The sequence below is a fragment of the Streptomyces sp. NPDC086835 genome, assembly GCF_044745705.1.
Taxonomy (GTDB): Bacteria; Actinomycetota; Actinomycetes; order Streptomycetales; family Streptomycetaceae; genus Streptomyces.
Genome location: NZ_JBIVAU010000007.1, coordinates 148,484 through 171,131 on the forward strand (window position 1 = coordinate 148,484; position 22,648 = coordinate 171,131).

General features: G+C 71.3%; 23 protein-coding genes. 8 read left to right on the forward strand and 15 right to left on the reverse strand.

Annotation, left to right across the window (positions count from 1 at the left end; genetic code table 11):
* Window positions 1–4: 4 nt before the first annotated feature.
* On the forward strand, window positions 5–748 hold the full coding sequence (locus ACIPJI_RS22875) for a carbonic anhydrase (RefSeq protein WP_402248418.1): 744 nt from the start codon (window positions 5–7) through the stop codon (window positions 746–748).
* A 97-nt stretch (window positions 749–845) separates the two neighbouring features.
* Here the strand turns inward: ACIPJI_RS22875 and ACIPJI_RS22880 are convergent, their stop codons facing one another.
* Both ACIPJI_RS22880 and ACIPJI_RS22885 read right to left on the reverse strand, forming a co-directional pair.
* Window positions 846–1,343, reverse strand: a complete 498-nt coding sequence (locus tag ACIPJI_RS22880) for an HIT family protein (RefSeq protein ID WP_307710080.1) — start codon at window positions 1,341–1,343, stop codon at window positions 846–848.
* A gap of 69 nt (window positions 1,344–1,412) precedes the next feature.
* Window positions 1,413–2,234 (reverse strand): class I SAM-dependent methyltransferase, encoded by an 822-nt coding sequence (locus ACIPJI_RS22885; RefSeq protein ID WP_402248419.1) that lies wholly within the window; start codon window positions 2,232–2,234, stop codon window positions 1,413–1,415.
* Between the two features lie 139 nt (window positions 2,235–2,373).
* Here ACIPJI_RS22885 and ACIPJI_RS22890 point away from each other — a divergent pair, with 139 nt between their 5' ends.
* The 3 genes from ACIPJI_RS22890 to ACIPJI_RS22900 all read left to right on the forward strand — a co-directional run bounded on the left by ACIPJI_RS22890 (window position 2,374) and on the right by ACIPJI_RS22900 (window position 5,315).
* Window positions 2,374–3,405: an SPFH domain-containing protein gene (locus tag ACIPJI_RS22890; protein WP_307710078.1), complete on the forward strand. Its 1,032-nt coding sequence runs from the start codon at window positions 2,374–2,376 to the stop codon at window positions 3,403–3,405.
* Window positions 3,402–4,361, forward strand: coding sequence for a hypothetical protein (locus ACIPJI_RS22895; protein ID WP_402248420.1), 960 nt, complete (start codon window positions 3,402–3,404; stop codon window positions 4,359–4,361). Before ACIPJI_RS22890 ends, ACIPJI_RS22895 begins: the two co-directional genes overlap by 4 nt.
* A gap of 303 nt (window positions 4,362–4,664) precedes the next feature.
* Window positions 4,665–5,315, forward strand: coding sequence for a DUF4360 domain-containing protein (locus ACIPJI_RS22900; protein WP_189472143.1), 651 nt, complete (start codon window positions 4,665–4,667; stop codon window positions 5,313–5,315).
* Window positions 5,316–5,381: 66 nt separating this feature from the next.
* Here the strand turns inward: ACIPJI_RS22900 and ACIPJI_RS22905 are convergent, their stop codons facing one another.
* From ACIPJI_RS22905 to ACIPJI_RS22915, 3 genes are read right to left on the reverse strand one after another with little or no spacing between them, the layout of a single operon-like run.
* Entirely contained in the window at window positions 5,382–6,185 is an 804-nt protein-coding gene (locus ACIPJI_RS22905; RefSeq protein ID WP_356619480.1) for an amino acid ABC transporter ATP-binding protein, read from the reverse strand.
* Between the two features lie 53 nt (window positions 6,186–6,238).
* Window positions 6,239–7,069: an amino acid ABC transporter permease gene (locus ACIPJI_RS22910; protein ID WP_402248423.1), complete on the reverse strand. Its 831-nt coding sequence runs from the start codon at window positions 7,067–7,069 to the stop codon at window positions 6,239–6,241.
* Window positions 7,036–7,803, reverse strand: a complete 768-nt coding sequence (locus tag ACIPJI_RS22915) for an ABC transporter substrate-binding protein (protein ID WP_356619612.1) — start codon at window positions 7,801–7,803, stop codon at window positions 7,036–7,038. The genes ACIPJI_RS22910 and ACIPJI_RS22915 overlap by 34 nt, the downstream gene beginning before the upstream one ends.
* A 322-nt stretch (window positions 7,804–8,125) precedes the next feature.
* On the opposite strand from ACIPJI_RS22915, the gene ACIPJI_RS22920 reads away from it, so the two are divergent.
* Both ACIPJI_RS22920 and secD read left to right on the forward strand, forming a co-directional pair.
* Entirely contained in the window at window positions 8,126–8,548 is a 423-nt protein-coding gene (locus ACIPJI_RS22920) for a hypothetical protein (RefSeq protein WP_402248424.1), read from the forward strand.
* 160 nt (window positions 8,549–8,708) lie between these two features.
* Window positions 8,709–11,039, forward strand: coding sequence for a protein translocase subunit SecD (gene secD / locus ACIPJI_RS22925; RefSeq protein ID WP_402248426.1), 2,331 nt, complete (start codon window positions 8,709–8,711; stop codon window positions 11,037–11,039).
* A gap of 88 nt (window positions 11,040–11,127) precedes the next feature.
* On the opposite strand, the gene ACIPJI_RS22930 is transcribed toward secD, so the two are convergent.
* Window positions 11,128–11,586, reverse strand: a complete 459-nt coding sequence (locus ACIPJI_RS22930) for a heme-binding protein (protein WP_402248428.1) — start codon at window positions 11,584–11,586, stop codon at window positions 11,128–11,130.
* 129 nt (window positions 11,587–11,715) lie between these two features.
* A complete protein-coding gene (locus ACIPJI_RS22935; protein WP_402248430.1) occupies window positions 11,716–12,984 on the reverse strand; it encodes an MFS transporter in 1,269 nt (422 codons plus the stop codon).
* A gap of 238 nt (window positions 12,985–13,222) precedes the next feature.
* Between ACIPJI_RS22935 and ACIPJI_RS22940 the strand changes: the two genes are divergently transcribed.
* On the forward strand, window positions 13,223–14,500 hold the full coding sequence (locus ACIPJI_RS22940; RefSeq protein ID WP_402248432.1) for a ricin-type beta-trefoil lectin domain protein: 1,278 nt from the start codon (window positions 13,223–13,225) through the stop codon (window positions 14,498–14,500).
* A 169-nt stretch (window positions 14,501–14,669) separates the two neighbouring features.
* Here the strand turns inward: ACIPJI_RS22940 and ACIPJI_RS22945 are convergent, their stop codons facing one another.
* The 3 genes from ACIPJI_RS22945 to ACIPJI_RS22955 all read right to left on the reverse strand — a co-directional run bounded on the left by ACIPJI_RS22945 (window position 14,670) and on the right by ACIPJI_RS22955 (window position 16,747).
* Entirely contained in the window at window positions 14,670–15,437 is a 768-nt protein-coding gene (locus tag ACIPJI_RS22945; protein WP_402248434.1) for an NPP1 family protein, read from the reverse strand.
* Window positions 15,438–15,644: 207 nt separating this feature from the next.
* A complete protein-coding gene (locus ACIPJI_RS22950; protein WP_402248751.1) occupies window positions 15,645–16,046 on the reverse strand; it encodes a GNAT family N-acetyltransferase in 402 nt (133 codons plus the stop codon).
* 335 nt (window positions 16,047–16,381) lie between these two features.
* On the reverse strand, window positions 16,382–16,747 hold the full coding sequence (locus tag ACIPJI_RS22955; protein WP_402248436.1) for a hypothetical protein: 366 nt from the start codon (window positions 16,745–16,747) through the stop codon (window positions 16,382–16,384).
* Window positions 16,748–17,090: 343 nt separating this feature from the next.
* On the opposite strand from ACIPJI_RS22955, the gene ACIPJI_RS22960 reads away from it, so the two are divergent.
* The gene (locus ACIPJI_RS22960; protein WP_005307704.1) at window positions 17,091–17,600 is read left to right on the forward strand and encodes an SRPBCC family protein; all 510 of its coding nucleotides are present in this window, start codon (window positions 17,091–17,093) and stop codon (window positions 17,598–17,600) included.
* Between the two features lie 111 nt (window positions 17,601–17,711).
* Here the strand turns inward: ACIPJI_RS22960 and ACIPJI_RS22965 are convergent, their stop codons facing one another.
* The 5 genes from ACIPJI_RS22965 to ACIPJI_RS22985 form a co-directional block, all read right to left on the reverse strand.
* Window positions 17,712–18,626, reverse strand: a complete 915-nt coding sequence (locus tag ACIPJI_RS22965) for a LysR family transcriptional regulator (RefSeq protein WP_402248438.1) — start codon at window positions 18,624–18,626, stop codon at window positions 17,712–17,714.
* Window positions 18,623–19,816 (reverse strand): glycine C-acetyltransferase, encoded by a 1,194-nt coding sequence (locus tag ACIPJI_RS22970; protein WP_189472117.1) that lies wholly within the window; start codon window positions 19,814–19,816, stop codon window positions 18,623–18,625. Before ACIPJI_RS22970 ends, ACIPJI_RS22965 begins: the two co-directional genes overlap by 4 nt.
* Before the next feature lie 44 nt (window positions 19,817–19,860).
* Window positions 19,861–20,889, reverse strand: coding sequence for an L-threonine 3-dehydrogenase (gene tdh, locus ACIPJI_RS22975; protein ID WP_402248440.1), 1,029 nt, complete (start codon window positions 20,887–20,889; stop codon window positions 19,861–19,863).
* A gap of 147 nt (window positions 20,890–21,036) precedes the next feature.
* Window positions 21,037–22,074 carry a DUF6397 family protein gene (locus ACIPJI_RS22980; RefSeq protein WP_402248442.1) on the reverse strand — a complete coding sequence of 346 codons (1,038 nt, stop codon included), beginning with the start codon at window positions 22,072–22,074 and terminating at the stop codon, window positions 21,037–21,039.
* Window positions 22,075–22,181: 107 nt separating this feature from the next.
* Entirely contained in the window at window positions 22,182–22,586 is a 405-nt protein-coding gene (locus tag ACIPJI_RS22985) for a roadblock/LC7 domain-containing protein (protein WP_005307718.1), read from the reverse strand.
* Window positions 22,587–22,648 lie beyond the last annotated feature (62 nt).

Below are 22,648 nucleotides of genomic sequence, written 5' to 3' on the forward strand. Positions count from 1 at the left end.
CTTCGTGAAGCAGACACCGCGAACGAACTCATCCGTCGGCGGAAGCCGGCGTACCCTGCTGCGCGCCGCCGTCGCGGGCGGGGCCCTGGCCTCCGGCGCCCTCGTAATGGGAGGCACGCCGGCATCGGCGTCCCCCGGACCGGCAACGGCCCGCCGCCCCCGGCCGGACACCCCCGCGCAGGCCCTGCGTGAGCTGGCGGCCGGCAACCGCCGCTGGCGGACCTTCCGGCAGCAGCATCCGCACGAGACCTCGTCCGTGCGGGAGGAGCTGATATCCGGTCAGGCACCCTTTGCCGTGGTCCTCGGCTGCATCGACTCGCGGGTGCCGCCGGAACTGGTCTTCGACCAGGGCCTCGGCGACCTGATGACCGTGCGGTCGGCCGGCGAGGCGCTCGACGAGGCGGTCCTCGGCAGCGTCGCGTACGGGGTCCTGGAGCTGGACATACCCCTGGTCATGGTGCTCGGCCACCAGTCCTGCGGCGCGGTGACCGCGGCGGTGCACGCGGAGGAGACCGGCGAGGAACTCCCCGCTCACATCCAGTACATCGCCGATCGGATACGGCCGGCCATAGACCACTCCCAGCAGGGCGCGGCACGCGTCGACTCCACGATCACCCGCAACGTCCGGATGGTCACGCGCCTCCTCGCCCAGGAGCCCGACCTCGCGGAGAGGATCGCCACCGGGAAGCTCGCGGTCGTCGGCGCCCGCTACGAACTGACCTCACAGCTGGTGCACACCGTCGTCTGACGTCTCCGCAGAGCCGGGCCGTCCGGGGCGACTCGGCCGTCCCGGCAGGGCCCCGGCGTTCGGCGCGGCAGTCTCCGCGCGCCGACGATGCCCACCGTTATGACTCCACGGCGACCTGCGCCGTCGAACGCAACCGGTCCAGCTCGCTGCCGATCGCCTCCCGCAGCACGTCATGCTGCGGACCGAGTCCGAAGCGCTCGTCCTTCCACCGGTCCGGCGGATACAGCCACACAGGTCTGCCCACCAACTCGCTCGGCTCCCAGTCGAAACGGGGCCAGACATGTGCGTGCAGGAACGGGTCCGTGTTCCCCAGGATCTCCAAGTTGACCCGGCGGAAATCAGGGTCCCGCCGCCGACAGGCCCGCTCAACCGCTTCTCCGAGCTGATCCATGCCGGACAGAAACGCCGACCGCTTGGCCTTCGGCAGATCGGACAGCCGCTGAACTGCCGGGTCGTCCACGAGAAGAACCGAGTAACCCGGCAGGAACTGAACGTCCCCGATCACCGCGAACGCCGACTCGAGCCGCCGTAGCACCGTAGGGTTCTCGCCTCGCAGAGCGGCCCCGATCCGATCCGTCCGCCAATCACCGTCCACGGCCTCAACCTACCCGCGAAGGTGGTGGCGATTCCGGGAACGCCGACCGATGAGGCCTTGCGGCGCCTGTCAGTCGTCCCGCTCGAGAACCGCTGCTCGGGCGACGACCAGGCGGGCGCGGGGGCTGCCGTCCGGGAGCCGGCCCAGGTTCGTCAACGGAAGCAGTTCCACGGTGAATCCGGCGCGCTCGAGGTCCCTGAGCACGGCGGAGAGCGGGAAGGTGCGGTAGTACATGACGAACCGGGGCCGCCACAGGGCGTTGCGGATCCGCATCGCCGCGTCGAATCCGAGCAGCGTCCAGTAGAGCAGCGAGTTCGGCCCGGGCGGTGCCATGACCGGGAACGCGAAGCAGCCCCCGGGGCGGAGGGCGGCGTGTGCCTGGGCGAACAGCAGCGGGCGCTCTCCGGGCAGGAAGTGCCCGAACGCGCCGAAGCTCACGGCCAGATCGAAGGCGGGGCCGAACGGCAGCGCCCGCGCGTCGGCCCGTACCCAGGAGACGACCGGCCCGTCCTGGACGACGCCTGGTGGGTCGGCGTGCCCGGCGGCCGGGGCCGGGGCGGGGGACGCGGCCAGGTCCGGTGGACCCGCGGCCGCGGCGGACCGGGAGGCCGCGGCGGCGAGCATTCCCGCGCTGAAGTCGACGCCCACGGCCCGCTCCCGGCACACCTGCCGGAGCACATCCATGCCCGCACCGGTCCCGCAGCAGATGTCGAGGCCCGCGGTGAAGGGGCCGAGCGGGCGCAGGGCGGCGGCTACGGCCTCCAGCAGCCGGTCCGGGGTGCGGAACGGCGTGCGGTCGAACTTGGGGGCGAGCAGGTCGTAGCCGTGCTCGATGGAGGAGAGCGCCTGGACGGCGAGTTCGCGGAATGTGGGGCCCTGTTCGGTGAACATCGCGGATCAGCGTAGCGCCTGGCGTGCCGTCAGGATCTCCGCGCCTTCCTCGAACACGGCCCGACCACCGCCTTTCGTCGTATTGACGATAACCCCCTTGAGTTATATCGTCAGAGAGACGAAAAGAGGGGGTTCTGTCATGGCCGACATCACCGCACGTCTCGGCTGGCGCCACCTGCGCGCCGCACCCACCGCCCATGTCCGCCACCACAGGCGCGGACGCCTCGCCCACGACGGCACGGGCCTCAGCTTCTGGTTCCGCGCACTCACCGCCGCGCTCTCCGAAGTGCCGGTCGACGACCGCGAGCTCGCGGTGTCGTTCCACGCCCGCACCGCCGACTTCCAGGACGTCTCGGTGCAGGCCACCGTGACGTACCGGATCAGCGAGCCTTCGACGGCCGCCGCCCGTCTGGACTTCTCCATCGACCCGGACACCGGCGCGTGGCGCGCCGCGCCGCTGGAGCAGATCGCCACCCTGCTCACGGAGACCGCGCAGCAGCACGCGCTCGACGTGCTGGCGCGCACCCCGCTGTCGTCGGCGCTCGCCGACGGAGTCGCGTCCGTACGCGGGCGCATCACGGAAGGGCTGGCCGCCGAGCCCCGCCTGCCGGCGACCGGTATCGAAGTGGTGGCCGTGCGGGTCGTGGCGATCCGGCCGGAACCGGAGGTCGAACGCGCCCTGCGGACCCCGGCACGCGAGCAGATCCAGCAGGAGGCGGACCGCGCGACGTACGAACGCCGCGCCGTCGCCGTGGAGCGCGAGCGCGCCATCGCGGAGAACGAACTCGCCAGCAAGATCGAACTGGCCAGGCGCGAGGAGCAGTTGGTCGAGCAGAACGGCACCAACGCGCGACGCCAGGCCGAGGAGAGCGCGGCGGCCGACGCGGTGCGGGCGGAGGCGGAGGCGAAGCGGAAGGTGCGCCTCGCCCGGGCGGAGGCCGAGGCGGCGGAGGCGGTCGGCGCGGCGCGTGCCGGGGCCCAGGCCGCCTGGCTGCGGGTGCACGGCGACGTGGATCCCGCCACCCTGCACGCCCTGGCGGTCACCCGGCTCGCCGAGAACCTGCCGCGGATCGACAGCGTCACCCTCTCCCCCGACGTGCTCACCGGTCTGCTCGCCCGGCTCGGCGGACAGCGGCAGCCGGGCGGGGCAGGCGGCGGAGGCGGCTCGTGAGCCTGGCCCCGCGGGCCGTCCTCGTGCACCGGACCACCGAGTACGAGGAGCTGCTCGCCCGGCACGGGACCCACGGCCAGGCCGACTTCTTCCTCGCCTCGCGGGGCCGGAGCATCCGCGACGTGGCCCTGCGGCACCATCGGGCGCAGCGGGCGCTGGCGGAGGTGGCGGCCGCCGTTCCGCTCCAGTGGCGGCAGACCAGGGTGGAGCGTGCGGACCTCGACCGGTTCCTGTTCGCACCCGAGGACGTGGTGGTCGTGGTGGGCCAGGACGGGCTGGTGGCCAACACCGCCAAGTACCTCGCCGGCCAGCCGGTGGTGGGTATCGACACGGAACCGGGCCGCAATCCGGGGGTTCTGGTGCGCCACCGTGTCGAGGACGCGCGGCGGCTGCTCCGCTCGGCCGTGCTGCCCGGACGCTCGGCGGACGAACTGACCATGGTGGAGGCGGTCGCCGACGACACCCAGCGGCTGCCGGCGCTGAACGAGATCTACCTCGGGCGCCCCGGGCACCAGACCGCCCGTTACCGGCTGGACGAGGACGGCGATGGACCGGGCGGGAAGGGATCCGGCGGGAAGGGATCCGGCGGGCAGGAATCCGGTGGGGAGGAATCCGGCGGGGAGGCCCAGGCGTCCTCGGGCGTGCTGGTGGGCACGGGGACGGGCGCGACCGGCTGGCTGCGCTCGCTGTGGCAGGAGCGGGGCAGCACGCTCGCGCTGCCCGGCCCCGTCGAGCCGCGGCTCGTGTGGTTCGTCAGGGAGGCCTGGCCGTCCCCGGCGACCGGGACGAGCAAGGTGGCCGGTGCGCTGGGGCGCGGACAACGGCTGCGGATCACCGTGGAGTCGGACCGGCTGGTCGTCTTCGGCGACGGTATGGAGAGCGACGCCCTGAGCCTCACATGGGGGCAGTCGGTATCCCTGGGCATCGCGGACGTCTCGCTGCGACTGCTGGATTGAGCCGACGGCCACCGCCGGGCCGGCCTGCCGATTGGCCGGACATCGCTCTAGTCCTCCCCTCCATCGGTTTCTACCATTCGACCAACTCCCGGGCCGCGAACGCCCGGGAGCATCGGCCGTACGTGTCATGTGCATGACTCTTCAACCAAGCCCGGCATGCCACGGCCGAATCACAGGACGGTCCAGCGCACTTGGTCCGTGACGGCCCACGCCACGCGAGCGGACGGCCGCACCCCCCACCTGACGGCCGGGCATCCCCATGCCCGGTCCGCCCGGCACCGACAGCAATGGATTGGAGAACCCATGACCGGTGGACTGCTGGTGAGCGGCGCGTTGGCCGCGCTGTTCGCCTCCGCGATCCCCTCGCAACAGAGCCCGTCCGTCATCACCGACCCGCCGCCGGACAAGATCGTGATCGAGGTGGCGACGGTCAACGGCTCCGGGTGTCCCGCGGGGACGGCCGCCGTCGCCGTCTCACAGGACAACACGGCCTTCACCGTGACGTACAGCGACTACCTCGCCCAGGTCGGCGGCGGCGCGCCGAGCACGGCCTTCCGCAAGAACTGCCAGCTCAATCTGATCGTGCACGTACCGCACGGATTCACGTACGCGGTCGCCAGCGCCGACTACAGAGGCTATGCCTCGCTCCAGCCCGGCGCGAGCAGCACCGAGAAGGCGTCGTACTACTTCCAGGGCTCGCCGAACACCGAGTCGCGCACGCACTCGTTCCGCGGCCCGTACGACGACAACTGGCAGGCCACGGACGAGACGGACTGGGCGCAGCTGGTGTGGGCGCCCTGCGGTGTCCAGCGCAACTTCAACATCAACACGGAGCTGCGGGTCAGTGCGGGCACGTCGGACCCGTCGCAGACCAGCTTCATGACGATGGACTCCACCGACGGTGACATCAGCACCATCTATCACCTGGCCTGGAAGGAGTGCCCGGGACGCTGATCCGCGCGGCCCCGGCCGGGAACGCCCACGCCCGGCCGGGGCACCGGGCAGGTGCCCCGTGCGGGGTCACAGCTCCTTGGCGGGGCCTTCCGAGCCGGTGTCCCCCGGCTGTTCGGCGGCGGCCGGATCCAGGATGCGCATCAGGAAGTTCCGGGTGCGTTCGTGCTGTGGGTCACCCACGACCCGTTCCGCCGGCCCCTCCTCGACGATCACCCCGCCGTCCATGAAGACCACACGGTCGGCGACCTCCCTGGCGAAGCTCATCTCATGGGTGACGACCATCATCGTCATGCCCTCGGCCGCCAACTGTCGCATGACCGCGAGGACGTCGCCCACCAGCTCCGGGTCGAGCGCGGAGGTCGGCTCGTCGAACAGCATCACCTCCGGTCCCATGCTCAGCGCCCGGGCGATGGCCACCCGCTGCTGCTGACCGCCGGAGAGCTGCGACGGGAAGGCGTCGGCCTTGTCGGAGAGACCCACCCGCTCCAGATTGCGCCGTGCCACCTCCGCGGCCTTCGTCTTGTCCCTGCGCAGGACCCGCCGCTGCGGCAGCGTGAGGTTCTCCGTGACGTTGATGTGCGGGAAGAGGTTGAACTGCTGGAAGACCATGCCGATCCGGCGGCGGACGGCGTCGATGTCGACATCGAGGTCGGTGACCTCCGTGCCGCCCACGAACACCTGGCCGGCGGTCGGCTCCTCCAGCAGGTTCACACAGCGCAGCAGCGTCGACTTGCCGGAGCCGGACGGGCCGATGACGCACACCACCTCGCCCCGGGCGATGTCGAGGTCGATGCCGCGCAGCACGTGGTTGTCACCGAACGACTTGTGCAGGCCCCGGATCTCGATCTCGGGGCGGTCCGTACTGTCCATGATCCCGCTGCTCCCGCTTCCCGACGACTGCGACCCGACCGGCATGAGAACCCTCACCTCGCCTTGTCGGCGCGGACCTCGAGGCGGCGCACCACGAAACTGAGCGGCACGGTCACCAGGAGGTAGCAGAGCCCCGCGACGAGGATCGGGGTGGAGTTGGCGGTCTGGCTGGCCAGGTCCCTGCCGAACTTGGTCAGTTCGCGCTCCTCGAGGGTGACACCGAGGAACAGCACCAGCGAGGAGTCCTTGAAGAGCAGGACCAGTTCGTTGGTGAGCGGGGGAATGACGATCCGGAACGCCTGCGGAATGACCACCGAGACCATGGCCCTGGCGTGCGAGAAGCCCAGCGACCTGGCGGCCTCCATCTGTCCCTTGGGCACCGCCTGGATGCCCGCCCTGATCGTCTCCGCCATGTAGGCGGCGGCGACCAGACCGAGACCGAGGGCGACCTTGCCGTAGGTGCCGCCGGGGATCTCGGTGCCGGGGAAGGCCAGCGGCACGGCCACACCGACGAAGATGAAGATCAGCAGCGCGGGCAGACCGCGGAAGATCTCGATGTAGACGCCCGCCACCCACCGGTACGGGGCGACCGACGACAACCGCATCAGCGCGATGACCAGACCCAGCACCAGGCCGAAGACGAAACCGGACACCGTGTAGACCACCGTGTTGCGCAGCGCGGTGGTGATGATGGCGGGAAACAGCTCGGAGGCGAGGTCCTTCTGCGCGAACTGGTTCTGCAGACGGTCCCAGTCGGCCAGCAGGCCGACCATGACGAGCGCCGCGACGAAGACCGCGTACTGGATGCCCTGCGACACCCGCCGCCGCTGGCGGCGGGTGAGGCGTGAGGTCACGACTGCGCCTTGGGCAGCGGGCCGATCCACTGCTTGTAGAGCTTGTCGTAGGTGCCGTCGGCGCGGGCGTCCTGGATCGCCTTGTCGATGGCGGCGCGCAGCTTGTCGTTGCCCTTCTTCACCGAGAAGCCGTACTGCTCACCGGTCTCGATGTTCTGGCCGAGGGCGAACTGGGCAGCGTTCGCCTTGTCCTTGAGCCAGCCCTGGACGACGGGGTAGTCGATGATCACGGCGTCGACCTGGCCGGTGCGCAGCCCGTTCAGCACCGCGTCCGAGCTCTCGAAGGCGACCGGGTCGAAGCCCTGGCTCTTGGCGTAGCTCTCGCCGGTGGTCTCGGCCTGGGCGCCGAGCTTCTTCTTCCCGGACTTGACCTCGTCGAGCGACGTCACGCCGCTCTTCTTGGTCGCCAGCAGCGCCTGGGTCGCGTCGAAGTAGGGGACGGAGAAGTCCACGTTCTTCTTGCGCTCGTCGGTGATGGTCATACCGGCAGCGGCGAGGTCGCACTCCCCGGAGTTGAGGAACGCACCGGTCTTGAAGTTCTCGAACGGCGTGTCGAGGATCTTCTGCTCGACGTCGAGGTTCTTCGCCACCAGGTCGATCAGCGCGACGTCGAAGCCGACGACCTTGCCGCCCTGCTCGAACTGGAACGGGGGGTAGGGCAGGTGGGTGCAGGTGGTCAGTTTGCCCTTCTCGACCACGGGGACACCTCCCGCGGCCTCGCCCGGTCCTTCGTCGGACGAGCCGCATCCGACGGCGAGGAACATCCCGGCAGCCACGGCACCGGCTGTGGCGCGGACGCGGAAGCTGCTGCGGTGGCTGCGATGGCCGCTGGCCGTCCCGAACACGATGACCTCCAGGAGTGGGGGGACACAGAAGGCCGCCGTCCGCGACCGTCCGCCGAGATCGTAAGCCACGGGATGCGTGGTGCGCCGGAGCCGTCCACCAGGTGTTCCATCCTTCGGACACTCCGGGGAGACGGACACCCACGGCGGCGGTGCGCTCCCCAGGCTCTAGGCTGAGCGGCGGCAGACGTCCGGCGGGATCTCGGACGTCCCCAGGGAGCGACGACCGGTGAGGGAGGGCGGGATGGGGAGACGGGTCCGGCTCGTCCTCGCGACCGCACTGCCGGCGGCCCTCTTCGGCGTCTGGTCTGTGTTCCTCCTTCTCACCGGCGCCACCGGCCACGGTGCGCAGGCTGTCGCCGGCCCCGTCGCGGTGGCGCCTGCCAAGGCGGGCGCGGGTACTCCCCTACGCCCCGTCGCGGCGCACCGGACCGTGCCCCACACACTCCAGGCCCGGCCTGTCGCGGCGGTCCCCCAACTCCTGGCCGCGGAGAACACCCAACGGCCGCCCGGCACTCCCCCGGCGCTGCCCGGTGCTCCGGTGTCCGCGCACACCCCTCCCCTGCACGGCCGTGAGGCGGCCGGCCCGCGCCAGGAGCGGGCCCCGCCCTCCGGCGCGTACGACCCGCGGCACACCCGCGGTCCTCCCTCCACCTGGCGCAGCTGACGTTCCGGGGCCCGTCACCGCGATCCGCCGACGGGACCCCAAGGCGTCCGCCGTCCGGTACCGCGACGTGTCCGCGGACCGGTGCGCGTGACGTCCTCTTCCTCGCGTCCTCAATCAGCGCAGGCGCCGGGTGCGCCTGCGTGCTGCCCGTGGAGCACCCATGTCATCTCGCGCAACGTTCTGGCGGGCGCTGATCGCGCTCGCCGTCGTCGCCGTGTCCCTGTACGTCGCCCTGACCACACCGGCCCGGCTCGGCCTGGACCTGCGGGGCGGAACCCGTATCGTCCTCGAGACCCGGGACTCCCCCACCGTGACCGCCGACCGGGAGGCCACGGACCGGGCGATGGAGGTGCTGCGCCGGCGCGTCGACGGGCTCGGTGTCACCGAGCCCTCCCTCGCGCGCTCCGGTGAGCGGCGCATCATCGTCGAACTTCCCGGCCTGAAGGACCCGCGCGAGGCCGCGAAGGTCGTCGGCCGCACCGCCCAGCTGACCTTCCACCCCGTCACCGGCACCTCGGAGGGGCCCGCGGGCCCTTCCGGGAAGGACGGCGCGCGCGTCCTCGCCGACCCCGACGCACCGGGGCAGTTCCTGCGGCTCGGCCCGCCCGCCCTCACCGGTGACGGGGTCGAGGACGCGGAGGCGGTGCTCGACACCCTCGAGGGCCGCGGCTGGACCGTCGACCTCTCCTTCCGCGACGACGCGGCGAAGCAGTGGGCACGCATCACGGGCGAGGCGGCCTGCGCGGCACCCGCCGATCCCGCGCGCAGGGTCGCGATCGTCCTCGACGACGCGGTGGTGTCGGCGCCGGGCATGCAGAGCAGCGTGCCCTGCGGTGCGGGCATCACCGGCGGCTCCGCGCAGATCACCGGCGGGTTCACCCCGGACGAGGCCCGCGACCTGGCCGCTCTGGTGAAGGGCGGCGCGCTTCCCGTCCCGGTGACGACCGTGGAACAGAGCACCGTGGGGCCGACGCTGGGCGCGGAGGCCGTCCGGGCCAGCGCAGCGGCGGCGGTGATCGGACTGCTCTGCACCGGCCTGTTCGTCATCGTCGTGTACCGGCTCCTCGGCCTGCTGGCCACGGTGGCGCTCGCGCTGTACGGGCTGATCTCGTACGCCGCCGTCGTGGCACTCGGGGCGACGCTCACCCTGCCGGGACTCGCCGGGTTCGTGCTGGCCATCGGCATCGCCGTGGACGCCAACGTGCTCGTCTTCGAACGCGCGCGAGAGGAGTTCGCACGCCCGAAAGGCCGGGGCGGCGCCCGGCGGCGCGACCTGAAGTCCTCGCTGCGGACCGGGTTCAGCAAGGCGTGGAGCGCGGTGGCCGACTCGAACATCACCACACTGCTGGCCGCCGGGCTGCTGTTCGTATTCGCGACCGGCCCGGTGAAGGGCTTCGGTGTGACCCTGGCGATCGGCGTGCTGGCGTCGATGGTCTCGGCCATGCTGATCACCCGGCTGCTCGCCGAGTGGGCGCTGAGCGTGCCGTACGTCCGGCGCCGTCCCGAGCTGACCGGCATGGCCGGGCCGGGGCGGCTGCGTGAGCGGCTCGCCCGGCGTACACCGCGCCTGATGCGGCACCGGCGCCGCTGGCTCGGGATCTGCTCGGGGCTGCTGCTCCTCGCGGTCGCCGGGATCGGTGTGCGCGGGGTGGAGTTCGGGGTGGAGTTCACCGGCGGCCGGGTCGTGCAGTACACGGCCGAGCGGTCCGTCGACGCCGACACGGCCCGCGAGGCGGTCGTCGGCGCCGGATTCCCCGACGCGGTCGTGCAGTCGACCGACGACAACGGGATCTCCGTACGCACCAAGGAAAGCGGCGACGACGAACAGGAACGGATCCGCGGCGCGCTCGACGACGTGGCAGGGCAGTTGACCGTGGAACGCGACGATCTCATCGGGCCCAGCCTGGGCAGCGAGCTGCGCCTGTACGCGCTGATCGCGCTCGGCGTCGCCGTCGCGGCACAACTTCTGTACCTGTCCGTGCGCTTCCGGTGGACGTTCGCGACGGCGGCCGTCGTCGCGATGACGCAGGACGTGGCACTGGTCGTGGGTCTGTTCGCCTGGCTCGGCAAGCCGATGGACAGCGTCTTCCTCGCCGCGCTGTTGACCGTCGTCGGCTACTCGGTCAACGACACGGTCGTCGTGCTCGACCGGCTGCGCGAACTCCGCAGGGCCGGCGGCTCGATCCCACTGGAGTCCCTGGCGGACCGGGCCGTCGCGCAGACCCTGCCCCGGACGGTCAACACGGGCATGGGGGCGCTGTTCGTCCTCGTCGCGCTGGCCGTCCTGGGGGGTGACTCGCTGACCGACTTCTCGATCGCCCTGCTCGCGGGAGTGGTGCTGGGAATGGCGTCCACCGTCTTCACCGCGATGCCCGTGGCGCTCGTCCTCCAGTCCCGGTACCCCGAGTCACGCGGTGCCGGTGGGGCCGGGCGCGTGAAGCCGGCGAAGGAGCGCGGCAGGGCGAGGGACCGTTCGGGCGCGGTGGTCTGACCCACGGCCCGGCCGGACATGCGGCGCCGCCGCTGCGGCGGGTGATGCCACAGCGGCGGCGGGCGGGCCGGGTCGGATTCCTCGGACGTCAGGCGGCGAGGTCCCCGTCCGTGCGCGTGCCACCCTCCAGCGCGGTGACAGCAGCGGTGGCGAAGCCGTGGTCCTGCTCCGGAGCGCCGCCGCCGACTCCGACGGCACCGACGAGGCGTCCGTCGCGGAAGACCGGTATGCCGCCGGCGATGAAGAGCAGCGGCCGGTCGAGCGCGGTCGGCAGGCTGTGGAAGAGGCCGCCGGGCTGCACGGCGTCGACGAGGTCGGCGGTGGGGGCGCCCAGTTGGAGCGCGGTGTACGCCTTGCGGGTGCTGGTTTCGCCGGCGATCAGTACCGCCCGTTCGTCGCGGCGGAAGGCCAGCAGGTGGCCGCCCGCGTCGAGGACGCTGACGGCGACGGTGACCCCGGCGGCCTCCGCGGCGGCGCGGGCCGTGTCGAGGAGGGTCTCCGCGTCCTGAACGGTCAGCGGGGCGGTGGCGGCGGCGGTGGTGCTCATGGGGATGGTTCTCCTGACTGCTGCGGTGCGGGTCCGCTGATTGCTTCGTGCGGGGCGGTTCCGCTGATTGCTCCGTGCGGTTCTGCGGTGCGGTTCTGCGGTGCGGTTCTGCGGTGGTGGTCGCGGGCGTCAGCGGCGTGCCGCTGTGACCGGTGCCGGTTCTGCGGTCGTCACGGCCGCGGGCGTGGTGCCGACGGCTGCGGTGGCCGGACCCGCGGCCGTGGACCCGGCGAGGACACGGCTGCCTCCGCGGGACTCCCGGCCTTCGAGGAAGGCGGAGAGAACCGCGAGGACGAGCGCGGCCACGGCGAGGACCGCGCCGACCCAGTTGGGGGCTGTGAGCCCCATGCCGGCGGCGATCACGATGCCACCGAGCCAGGCGGACAGCGCGTTGCCGAGGTTGAAGGCGCCGATGTTGACGGCGGAGGCCAGGGTCGGGGCGCCGTGGGCCTGGTCCAGCACGCGCTTCTGCAGCGGGGGCACGGTCGCGAACCCGAGGGCACCGATCAGCAGGATCGAGATCGCGGCCAGGACCTTGTGGTGCGCGGTGACGGTGAACAGGCCCAGGACCACGGCCAGTGCGGTCAGAGTCGTGTAGAGCAGGGGCATGAGGTGCTTGTCGGCGTACTTGCCGCCGAGCAGGTTGCCGCCGACCATGCCGACTCCGAAGAGGACGAGCAGCCAGGTGACGGAGGTGTCGGCGAAGCCGGCGACATCGGTCATCATCGGCGCGATGTAGGTGATGGCGGCGAACACGCCGCCGAAGCCCAGCACGGTCATCGCCATGGCCAGCAGCACCTGGGCGTTCTTGAAGGCCGCCACCTCGTCACGCAGCCGCACGCCCTGAGGCTTCGGCATGTCGGGGACGAGCCGGGCGATGCCGGCCAGGCCGATGACACCGAGCAGGGCGACGATCATGAAGGTGGTGCGCCAGCCGATGGACTGGCCGATCAGGGTGCCCCCGGGGACACCGACCACGTTGGCGACGGTCAGACCGGTGAACATCATCGCGATCGCGCCCGCCTTCTTGTCCGGGGCGACCAGTCCTGCCGCCACGACGGAGCCGATGCCGAAGAACGCACCGTGGGCCAGGGAGGCCACGATCCGGCCGGTGAGCATCATGCCGAAGGTGGGCGCCAGGGCAGACAGGACGTTGCCCACGACGAAGAGGCCCATCAGCAACATCAGCATCCGCTTGCGGGACACCTTGGCGCCGAGTGCGGTCATGAGCGGGGCGCCGACGACCACGCCGAGGGCGTAGCCGGTCACCAGCAGACCCGAGGTGGGGATCGAGACCCCGAAGTCGGCCGCGACCTCGGGGAGCAACCCCATGATCACGAACTCGGTTGTGCCGATGCCGAAGGCACCGACAGCCAGGGCCAGCAGCGCAAGAGGCATGGGAGGACCTTTCAGAGGTTTGCGAGTGCGCCTTACGAGCGTCAACAATAGTTGCAGACGCATTTGATTGCAAGCGCTCCATTTTGCAGAGTGGTGACACCTGGAGCAGCACCCCCGCCAGGTCCGTACCAAACCCTTGACAGCCGCTTAGCTCACTTCTTAAATCACGTAATGAACTAAGCCCTGTCATATCCATGACAGGAGCCCCTTCCTCCCTCACGCCTCGGAAGGGAGAGTCATGGACTCCCCGCGCTCCCCACGGCGCCTGCTCGCGACCGTCGTCTCCGTACTGGTCCTGGCCACGGTCGGCACCGGCCTGGCGACCGGCGCGCCCGCACCGTCACCACAGGCGAACTCCGCCCTCCGGCCGGCCGCCGCGGCCGCCGCGGTCACGTTCTCCGACGACTTCGACGGGCCCGCCGGCTCCGCAGTCGACAGCGGCAAGTGGCACATCGAGACCGGCGACAACGTCAACAACCACGAGCGGCAGTACTACACGGCCGGCAACCGGAACGCCGCGCTCGACGGGCAGGGCCACCTGGTCATCACCGCCCGGCGCGAGAACCCCGGAAACTACCAGTGCTGGTACGGGCGTTGCGAGTACACCTCGGCCCGGCTGAACACCGCGGGCAAGTTCACCACCACCTACGGCCGGGTCGAGGCCCGGCTCAAGGTGCCCCGCGGGCAGGGCATGTGGCCCGCCTTCTGGATGCTCGGGAACGACATCGGGCAGATCGGCTGGCCCGCCTCGGGCGAGATCGACATCATGGAGAACGTCGGCTTCGAACCCTCCACCGTCCACGGCACCCTGCACGGCCCCGGCTACTCGGGCTCCGGCGGCATCGGTGCCGGATACACGCTCCCCGGTGGCCAGGCCTTCGCGGACGCCTTCCACACGTTCGCCGTCGACTGGTCGCCCAACAAGGTGACGTGGTCGGTGGACGGCAACGTCTACCAGACCCGTACGCCGGCCGATCTGGGCGGTCGCCAATGGGTGTTCGACAAGCCGTTCTTCATCATCCTGAACCTCGCGGTCGGCGGTTACTGGCCCGGTGACCCCGACGGCAGCACGGTCTTCCCCCAGCAGCTCGTCGTGGACCATGTGCGGGTCACCACGGGCGACAGCCCGGCCACCGGCGGGCCGATCACCGGCATCGGCGGCAAGTGCGTGGACGTGGCAGGAGCGAACACCGCCAACGGCACCCCCGTACAGCTCTACGACTGCAACGGCACCGCGGCCCAGCGCTGGAGCGTGGGCGCCGACGGCACCATCCGGGCGCTCGGCAAGTGCCTCGACGCCGCCTCCGGCGGCACCGCCGACGGCACCCTCGTACAACTCTGGGACTGCAACGGTTCAGGAGCCCAGCGCTGGGACGCCAACGGGGCACGCGACATCGTCAACCCTCAGGCGAACAAGTGCCTCGACGCCAGCGGCAACAGCTCCGCCAACGGAACCCGGCTCCAGCTCTGGACCTGTACCGGAGCCGCCAACCAGAAGTGGACGGTCACCAGATGAACCGCTGAAGCGGCCTCTCCCCGGTCCGGTGCCGCGCCACTCACGGTCCGCCTGCCGCCCAAGAAGGCCTGCGGCCCGGGCATCCGCCGAAGGATGCCCGGGCCGCGAGTCTGTGGACCGTCGCCATCGGGTGACGGTCCGTGAAGAGGCATCCGCTCCCCGCAGCCCCTCAGGCGTGGGGGTCGAACGGGATACCGGCCGGCTTGGCCTTCTCCAGGTGGTGGTTGAAGTTCCCGTCCTTCAGACCGAAGACGGCACTGCCGAACTGAGCCTGGCTCAGCTTGTCGCGCAGGCCCGCCGGGTAGCCGTTCCAGCCGACAAGCCGGGGGAACTGCCATCCGTGGTAGTGGTTCTCCGGCGGCTCGTCGTTGGAGTTCGCCGGGCGGAAGCAGTGCGTGCCTATACCGTCCTTGTGATAGACGATCTTGGGGTGTGTGCCGTCCCACCGGATGCGGTCCCGGCCGTGGATGTCGAAGTCGCCGTGGGCGGAGGTGGACACGTACCGCGCCTCGTTGTTCTGCACCCACACCACGACGTGCTCCCAGTCGTGGCGGTGCCCGCCGAGTCCGCTGCCGGCGACGGCCTGGTCCTTCTCGAAATAGAGGCCGTACATGATCGCGCACCAGCCGTTGTTGCACTTGTGGCGTGCGTATCCGTTGGTGTTGTCGAGGTCCCATGCGTCACGGCACTGGCCGTTGACCGCACCGGTCGTGTTGAGTCCGGTGGCTATGGTCCCGTCCGGTCCGATGGCGGGTGTGGGATAGCACCCGTCCGTGTCGTAGTCGTAGGCCGGCTGGAAGGTCTGCTCGAGTCCGTCCGCGTTGGCGGGCAGGGCTGCGGGCGGGGCGGCGACGGCGCTGCCGGAAGACGCCATGACGAGCACGACGGCGCTGCCGAGAACGAGCGAGACCCTGCGGATTCGTGATGTGCTGCGCAATGCGTCCTCCTGGTCGGCCGGCGGTGTGGGGCACGCGGCTCAATTGGCATGCCCATATCAATCCGTGCCAACCTCGTTGACGCCACCACGCTTTGCCCCTCCCCGTCCGGATGCGGGGCGGCCGGGCGCCGCGCCGTACGGTGCGTGGCACTCGGTGCGCCGCTCGGCGGCCGACCTCACCCTCGCGGGCCGCCGGGCATGCCGACCTCAGGCCAGCCGGAGGTCGATGTAGGGCACGCTGTCGCCCGGCAGCAGATACCGCTCGATCTCGGTGAACCCCCGGGACCGGGCGAAGTGGAGCCCGTCCTCGTTGGACGCGAGCACGACGGTCTCGATCACGTCCGCGCCGAGTGCGCGCGCCTGCGCCAACTCCCGCTCGTAGAGCCGTCCGCCGATGCCCTGGCGACGGTGAGCCGGGAGCACCCTGGAGATCACCGTGGCCGTCGAAGTGCCGTCCGCCGGCGGACGAACGGTCGAGCAGCCGACGAGGACGTCGCCGAGGTACGCCACGGTCAGGCGATGGCGCCCAGAGCGCTCACGGACCTCGTCGAGCGACAGGACGTGCGAAGGGATGATCGTGTTGTGGACGTGCTGCCAGTCACGGAGCATGGCATCGCCGTCCACCTGCTGGATTCGAAGTGGGGACACGGCCACAGAAGACCGTGTCCATCGCGAGGCCGTCAACTGCAATAGCGTTGCCGTGAGATGACGGGCGGACGCGGCTGCCCCGCCGCCCGCGCTCTCCCCGCTGCCGCCGGCCACGCGTCCCCCCAGGGGCGGGGGCCGTCACCTCACGCCGACCGCCACGGACGGCGCCGCCCGCCGTGACGGCCATGCCCGACCACTACGACCGCACACGGGTGCAACGGTCACGCCGTCACGCCGACGGTCGGGCGGTCACGGCGGTACACGCCCCTCACGCCGACGACGGCCGGTCACGCCTCTCACGCCGAGGCGTCGTGGGCGGTGGCGGCGACCGCGGCGGCGATCGCGCTGTCGGCCGTGGCGAACACACCCAGCGGGAAGCGGGAGGGATCGGCGCTCGCCCTCAGCACGCGTCGAGCGGCGGCGCTCGGTGTGGCGACGGACAGGGGGACCCGCAGGCCGCTGCACGCGCGGTGGACACGGAGCACCGCGCTGAGGGTGGCGGCACCGATCACCGGCGCCGCGAGCACGATGACCACCGGCAGCGGCAGATGGCAGCGGACGAGACGTGCGATGTTCTCCGCCGTGACCGCCCGGGCGGTGATGTCGATGTCGACGCGGATCGTGACGACCAGGACTCCCCGGTCAACCGCATGAATAAGCATCGCGATTCTCCGATCACGCGCCTTATGAGAGGTTTGGCCGTATTGAAGCTGCCCACAGGGCCGGTCCGCAAAGCGCCACGACGTGCTCTCGCCGAGACTTCTCGCTCGAGCCCCGGCCGTCTGTTCGCCCCAGGGGCCGTCCGCCGTACGGTCACGGTGCCGGAATCCGGCCGGGCACGGTCCTCGGCGCGTCCGTCCGCACCGCCGCGGCACGCCGTACGCGTTTGCACCACATTGCCCAACAGCCGGACAGCAGAGCGGACTTGGACAAAGCCGCCCCTCCGCACGACGACCGGACGCGGCGCGATAGCGTCGGACGCCCACGATGATCGGAGTCGTACGCATGGTCCGCATACTCAGCGTCTCGGACAGCGTCGTGATCGGCGCCGCCCCCTCGGTGATCTACGCGCATGTGAGCAATCCCGCGCTGATGGGGCGCTGGAGCCCCGAGAACCGCGGCGCGACCGTGCGCAGCGGTGGCGAACAGGCCTACGTGGGCATGGTCTTCGACGGCCGCAACACGCGCGGGCCGGTCAGCTGGACCACCCGCTGCACCGTCACGGCCGCCGATCCCGGCGAGCGGTTCGCGTTCCGGGTACGCGCCATCGGCAGGCGGCGGCCCGTGCTGCCCGGACGCATCGCGACCTGGGAGTACCGCTTCGAGCGCGCCGCCGGCGGCGGGACGCGGGTGACGGAGACCTGGATCGACGACCGCCGCGCCTGGCCCGACGTCGTCGCCAACACGTTCGACAAGCTGGCGACGCGGGGCCACACCTTCGCCGAGTTCCAGCGCCGCAACATCCGTACGACACTGGAGAACCTGAAGAAGGCGATGGAGGCCGAGGTCTCCTAGCGCCCCGGCCGGCCCGACCCCGGGCCGGGTGGTCCGCCGGCAGCTCTGCCACGGTGGGGCCGCTCCCGTGATCGCGGCCCGTGCGCCCCGTCCGGCGCCGGACGCCGTCGGTCAGTCCGTGGACAGACCCTGCGCGGTGTGCGCCAGGGCATCGAGCACCGGCCGGATCAGCGGATGGGCCTCCGCGCCGAGTCGGACCGCGGCGAAGACCCGGCGGGTGGCCGCCGGGCCCGCGACAGGGCGCACGACCGTGTCGCGCAGTTCCATGCCGCGCAGAGCGGAACGCGGCACCAGCGCGACCCCGGCGCCCGCTCCGGCGAGAGCGACGACGGCACGGAAGTCGTCGGAAGAATGCAGCAGACGCGGCTCGAAGCCGGCCAGCTCGCACGCCAAGAGCACCATGTCGTGGCACGGATTGCCCGGATAGGGCCCGATCCAGTCGCTGTCGGCGAACTCGGAGAGCTCCACACGGTCCTTCGCGGCGAGCGGATGGTCGGCGCGCAGCACGGCGTCGAACGGTTCGGCGTACAGCGGCACCCGGGCGAGCCGGCGGTCGCCCGCGCCGGGAGCTCCCCGGTACTCCACCGCCACCGCGAGGTCCGCAGCCCCGTCGAGCACGAGCGGCAGGCTCTCGTCGCCCTCCGCGTCCCGCACGCGTACACGAATGCCCGGGCGGGTCTTCGAGAGCCGGTCTATGGCCGGGGCCACGACCTCGGCGATACCGGTGGCGAACGCGGCGACGCTCACCTCGCCGGCCACGCCCCCCGCGTACTCGGCGAGCTCCGCCTCCGCCCGTTCCAGCTGGGCCAGGACGGCGTGGGTGTGCGTGAGCAGGATGTCGCCCGCCACCGTCAGCCGCATGCCCTTGCCGCTGCGGATCAGCAGGGCGTGGCCGGTCTCCTGCTCCAGCGCGTTGAGCTGTTGGGACACGGCCGAGGGGGTGAGGTAGAGCGCGGAGGCCGCGGCGGTCACCGTACGGTGGTCCGCCACGGCCCGCAGGATTCGCAGCCGCCGGGGGTCGATCACCCGCCCATTGTCGCGCGTGCGTCGACGAAGGCCGCCACCGCCCGCGTCACGTCCTCGGTGGAGTGCGCCGCCGACAGCTGGACCCGGATCCGGGCCTGCCCCATGGGGACGACCGGGTAGGAGAAGCCGATGACGTAGACGCCGCGCTCGAGCAGCAGCTCCGCCATGCGTCCGGCCTCGGCGGCGTCGCCGATCATGACGGGCGCGATGGCGTGGTCGCCGGGCAGGATCTCGAAGCCGGCCGCCGCCATCTCGGTGCGGAAGAGCTTGGTGTTGGCGGCGAGCTTCTCCCGCAGGTCACCGGCGGACTCCAGCAGGTCGAGGACCTTGAGGGAGGCGGCGGCGATCACCGGGGCGAGGGAGTTGGAGAAGAGGTACGGGCGGGAGCGCTGGCGCAGCAGCTCGACGATCTCCGCGCGGGCGGCGACGTAGCCGCCGGAGGCGCCGCCGAGGGCCTTGCCGAGGGTGCCGGTGATGATGTCGACGCGGTCCATCACACCGTGCAGCTCGGGCGTGCCGCGGCCGCCGGGGCCCACGAAGCCGACGGCGTGCGAGTCGTCGACCATGACCATGGCGTCGTAGCGGTCGGCGAGGTCGCAGATCTCGTCGAGGGGGGCGACGTAGCCGTCCATGGAGAAGACGCCGTCCGTGACGATCAGGCGGCGGCGGGCGTCCTGCGTCTCCTTGAGCTGCTGCTCGAGGTCGGCGAGGTCGCGGTTGGCGTAGCGGTGACGGCGGGCCTTGGAGAGGCGGATGCCGTCGATGATGGAGGCGTGGTTGAGGGCGTCGGAGATGACGGCGTCCTCGGGGCCGAGGAGCGTCTCGAACACGCCGCCGTTGGCGTCGAAGCAGGAGGAGTAGAGGATCGTGTCCTCCTGGCCGAGGAACGCGGCGAGACGCTGCTCGAGCTCCTTGTGGATCTCCTGGGTGCCGCAGATGAAGCGGACGGACGCCATGCCGTAGCCCCAGCGGTCGAGCGCGTCCTTGGCGGCGGCGACGACCTCGGGGTGGTCGGCGAGACCGAGGTAGTTGTTGGCGCAGAAGTTGAGGACGTCGCCCGGGGCGCCGCCCGCGGTGACGGCGACGGACGCGCTCTGCGGGGTGCCGATGACGCGCTCGGGCTTGTAGAGACCGGCATCGCGGATCTCGTCGATCGTGGCACGCAGGTCGTCGCGGACGGACGCGTACATGAGGAGTTCTCCTAGGTCGGGGGCTCGGACGCGGGGACAGGGACTCAGACGGTCCAGTCGAGGATGATCTTGCCGCTGCGGGCGGTGGCGGCCTCGTCGAAGGCCGCGTCGAAGTCCTGGTAGCCGTAGCTGCCGGTGATCACGGGGCTGAGGTCGAGACCGCCTTCGAGCAGGACGGTCATCGCGTACCAGGTCTCGAACATCTCCCGTCCGTAGATGCCCTTGATGGTGATCATCGACGTGACGATCTTCGACCAGTCGACGGCGAACTCCTGGGCAGGCAGGCCGAGCATCGCGATACGACCGCCGTGCGTCATGTTGTCGACCATGTCGCGTACGGCTTCGGGTCGGCCGGACATCTCCAGGCCGATGTCGAAGCCTTCCTTGAGACCGAGCTGCTGCTGCGCCGCGGCGATGTCGGTCTCCGCGACGTTGACCGCGAGGGTCGCGCCGACCTTGCGGGCGAGCGCGAGCCTGGACTCGCTGACGTCGGTGATGACGACGTTGCGCGCGCCGGCGTGCCGGGCGACCGCCGCGGCCATTATCCCGATGGGGCCGGCACCGGTGATCAGCACGTCCTCCCCGACCAGGGGGAAGGAGAGCGCGGTGTGCACCGCGTTGCCGAAGGGGTCGAAGATGGCGGCGACGTCGAGGTCCACCTTGGTGCGGTGCACCCACACGTTGGAGGCGGGCAGCGCCACGTACTCGGCGAACGCCCCGTCGCGTCCGACGCCGAGACCGATGGTGCTGCGGCAGAGGTGACGGCGGCCGGCGAGGCAGTTGCGGCACTTGCCGCACACCAGATGGCCCTCCCCGCTGACGATGTCGCCCACGGCGATGTCCTGGACGTCCGCGCCGATCGCGGCCACCTCGCCGACGAACTCGTGTCCGAGGACGCGCGGGGTGGTCACGGCCTGCTGGGCCCAGCCGTCCCAGGACCTGATGTGCAGATCGGTTCCGCAGATGCCGGTGCGCAGCACCTTGATCAGCACGTCGCCCGGTCCGGTCTCCGGCTCCGGCACGTCCATGAGCCAGAGGCCGGGCTCGGCATGCTGCTTGACAAGTGCCTTCATCGGTGCGGCTCCAGGCATGGTGACGGACAGGCGATCACGGTGACCGGATATCGAAAATACGGCCCCGGCCAGTGGACGGGCTCCAATTTGCCCAGCTCGGAGCGTCACGTCCATCGAGGTTTTCTTAAGCGGGCCAACAGCGCAGCTTCATGCCCGCCCTGCCCGGCTCCGCCACAGGCGCCCCAGCAGCCCGCGCGCCGTCGCCCGCGAGCAGCGCACGGACCGGGCGCCTGAAGGCCGGGAACTCGACGGCCGGGCGCTCGACGGCCGGCTCCACGGACGGGAGCGCCTCGGGCGCTGTACCGGGGCGGGGCGTGCGGCTGCGAGCACGACAGGGTGCGGGACGGCAGGGTGCGGGGCCGCGGGGTGGAGGGGTGCTTGGGGAGCGCGGGCGGGTGCCGCATCCGGTGCACGTCGGGGGCGACGTGGGGCCGCGGAGTGTTCGCGCGCCTCCCGCAGCGCATCGGCGAGGCTCGCCCGGTGCCACAGAATCTCGTCGGGGTGGTCGGCTGTCACCAGCCGCTCCACGATCTCCCTCCCCCGCAGCGACTTCGGCGGTGCGGGCACCATCTCCGGGCGGAGGACACTCAGACGGGAGCGCTCGTAGGGATCGGGAACGGTCTCGGCGACGGTCACCGGATCGAGGACGGCGGCGATCGCCGCTGCCCGCCGCCATGGATCGGAACTCGCGCGCAGCAACTGGCCGAGCCGCCGCCCCCGCCAATTACGCGGTCGCCGGTCCTCGCCGGTCGCCAGCAGCGCGCGGACCTCGAGCGGTGTCCTGCCCGTGAGCAGCGGCGCATGGTCGCGGGCGAAGTCCCGCACCTCCTCGGCGAGATAGAGCCACACCACGGCGTGGTAGCGGTTGACGTAGAACCTCACCGGTGCGAAATGACCGGTGCGGGCCAGCCTCAGGAAACGGCCCTGGCTGATGGACGCCAGCTCCGCGCCGTCCACCGTGCCGACCGTCCGCAGCCGCTCCCGCAGTGCGGCGGGGAAGCCGTGCCCGGCCCGGAGCCGGTCGATCTCCCGCCGCTCGACGCGAGGCGGCCCTCCACTGTCGTCCTGTGCCGCACGCACCTGGCCCAGTTGGAGCGCGAGCTCCAGCTCGCCGCGCTTCAGCGCCAGTTCCTGCGCGGCCCTGCCGAGCGCGAGGCTGGTCGTGGACGTCTGCCGTACCGTCATGCCGGTCTCCCCGTGAGCTGTGGATACTCTCGGTGACGACCGTAGCCCGAAGCGAGGACATCCCGCCGCGGCCTGTGGACAACTGCTCAGCCGCAGGCCGGACGGGGTCAGAAGGGGCTGCCGCCGGGCTGGCGCGCCTCGACGCCCAGGTGCTCGCCGACCCTGTTGACCATGAGGGTCATCTCGTACGCGACCTGGCCGACATCGGCCTCTGCGGCCGTGAGGACACACAGACAGCTGCCCTCGCCCGCCGCCGTCACGAAGAGCAGTGCCTCGTCGAACTCGACCATCGTCTGGCGTGCCCGGCCGGCGCGGAAGTGGCGGCCGGACCCCCTTGCGAGGGAGTGCAGGCCCGACGACACGGCGGCGAGATGCTCCGCGTCCTCGCGTGCGAGACCGGTACTGGCGCCGGTCACCAACCCGTCGTTGGACAGCACGAGTGCGTGCCTGACGTGTTCGACCCGTTTTGTCAGGTCGTCCAGCAGCCAGTCGAGTCCCTTGTCCAACGCCATGGTCGTTCGTCCTCCCCGCTCGTACGTTCCCCGCGGCCCCGCGTTCGCCCGTAAGCCTTTCG

Bases quoted from the DNA above. Each gene is read 5' to 3' on its own strand.
- ACIPJI_RS22885 (WP_402248419.1), bottom strand. From the start codon at position 2,234: ATGTTCACCGAACAGGGCCCCACATTCCGCGAACTCGCCGTCCAGGCG.
- ACIPJI_RS22890 (WP_307710078.1), top strand. From the start codon at position 2,374: ATGGCCGACATCACCGCACGTCTCGGCTGGCGCCACCTGCGCGCCGCA.
- ACIPJI_RS22900 (WP_189472143.1), top strand. From the start codon at position 4,665: ATGACCGGTGGACTGCTGGTGAGCGGCGCGTTGGCCGCGCTGTTCGCC.
- ACIPJI_RS22905 (WP_356619480.1), bottom strand. From the start codon at position 6,185: ATGGACAGTACGGACCGCCCCGAGATCGAGATCCGGGGCCTGCACAAG.
- ACIPJI_RS22915 (WP_356619612.1), bottom strand. From the start codon at position 7,803: ATGTTCCTCGCCGTCGGATGCGGCTCGTCCGACGAAGGACCGGGCGAG.
- ACIPJI_RS22920 (WP_402248424.1), top strand. From the start codon at position 8,126: ATGGGGAGACGGGTCCGGCTCGTCCTCGCGACCGCACTGCCGGCGGCC.
- secD (WP_402248426.1), top strand. From the start codon at position 8,709: ATGTCATCTCGCGCAACGTTCTGGCGGGCGCTGATCGCGCTCGCCGTC.
- ACIPJI_RS22930 (WP_402248428.1), bottom strand. From the start codon at position 11,586: ATGAGCACCACCGCCGCCGCCACCGCCCCGCTGACCGTTCAGGACGCG.
- ACIPJI_RS22935 (WP_402248430.1), bottom strand. From the start codon at position 12,984: ATGCCTCTTGCGCTGCTGGCCCTGGCTGTCGGTGCCTTCGGCATCGGC.
- ACIPJI_RS22940 (WP_402248432.1), top strand. From the start codon at position 13,223: ATGGACTCCCCGCGCTCCCCACGGCGCCTGCTCGCGACCGTCGTCTCC.
- ACIPJI_RS22950 (WP_402248751.1), bottom strand. From the start codon at position 16,046: ATGCTCCGTGACTGGCAGCACGTCCACAACACGATCATCCCTTCGCAC.
- ACIPJI_RS22955 (WP_402248436.1), bottom strand. From the start codon at position 16,747: ATGCTTATTCATGCGGTTGACCGGGGAGTCCTGGTCGTCACGATCCGC.
- ACIPJI_RS22960 (WP_005307704.1), top strand. From the start codon at position 17,091: ATGGTCCGCATACTCAGCGTCTCGGACAGCGTCGTGATCGGCGCCGCC.
- ACIPJI_RS22970 (WP_189472117.1), bottom strand. From the start codon at position 19,816: ATGTACGCGTCCGTCCGCGACGACCTGCGTGCCACGATCGACGAGATC.
- tdh (WP_402248440.1), bottom strand. From the start codon at position 20,889: ATGAAGGCACTTGTCAAGCAGCATGCCGAGCCCGGCCTCTGGCTCATG.
- ACIPJI_RS22980 (WP_402248442.1), bottom strand. From the start codon at position 22,074: ATGACGGTACGGCAGACGTCCACGACCAGCCTCGCGCTCGGCAGGGCC.
- ACIPJI_RS22985 (WP_005307718.1), bottom strand. From the start codon at position 22,586: ATGGCGTTGGACAAGGGACTCGACTGGCTGCTGGACGACCTGACAAAA.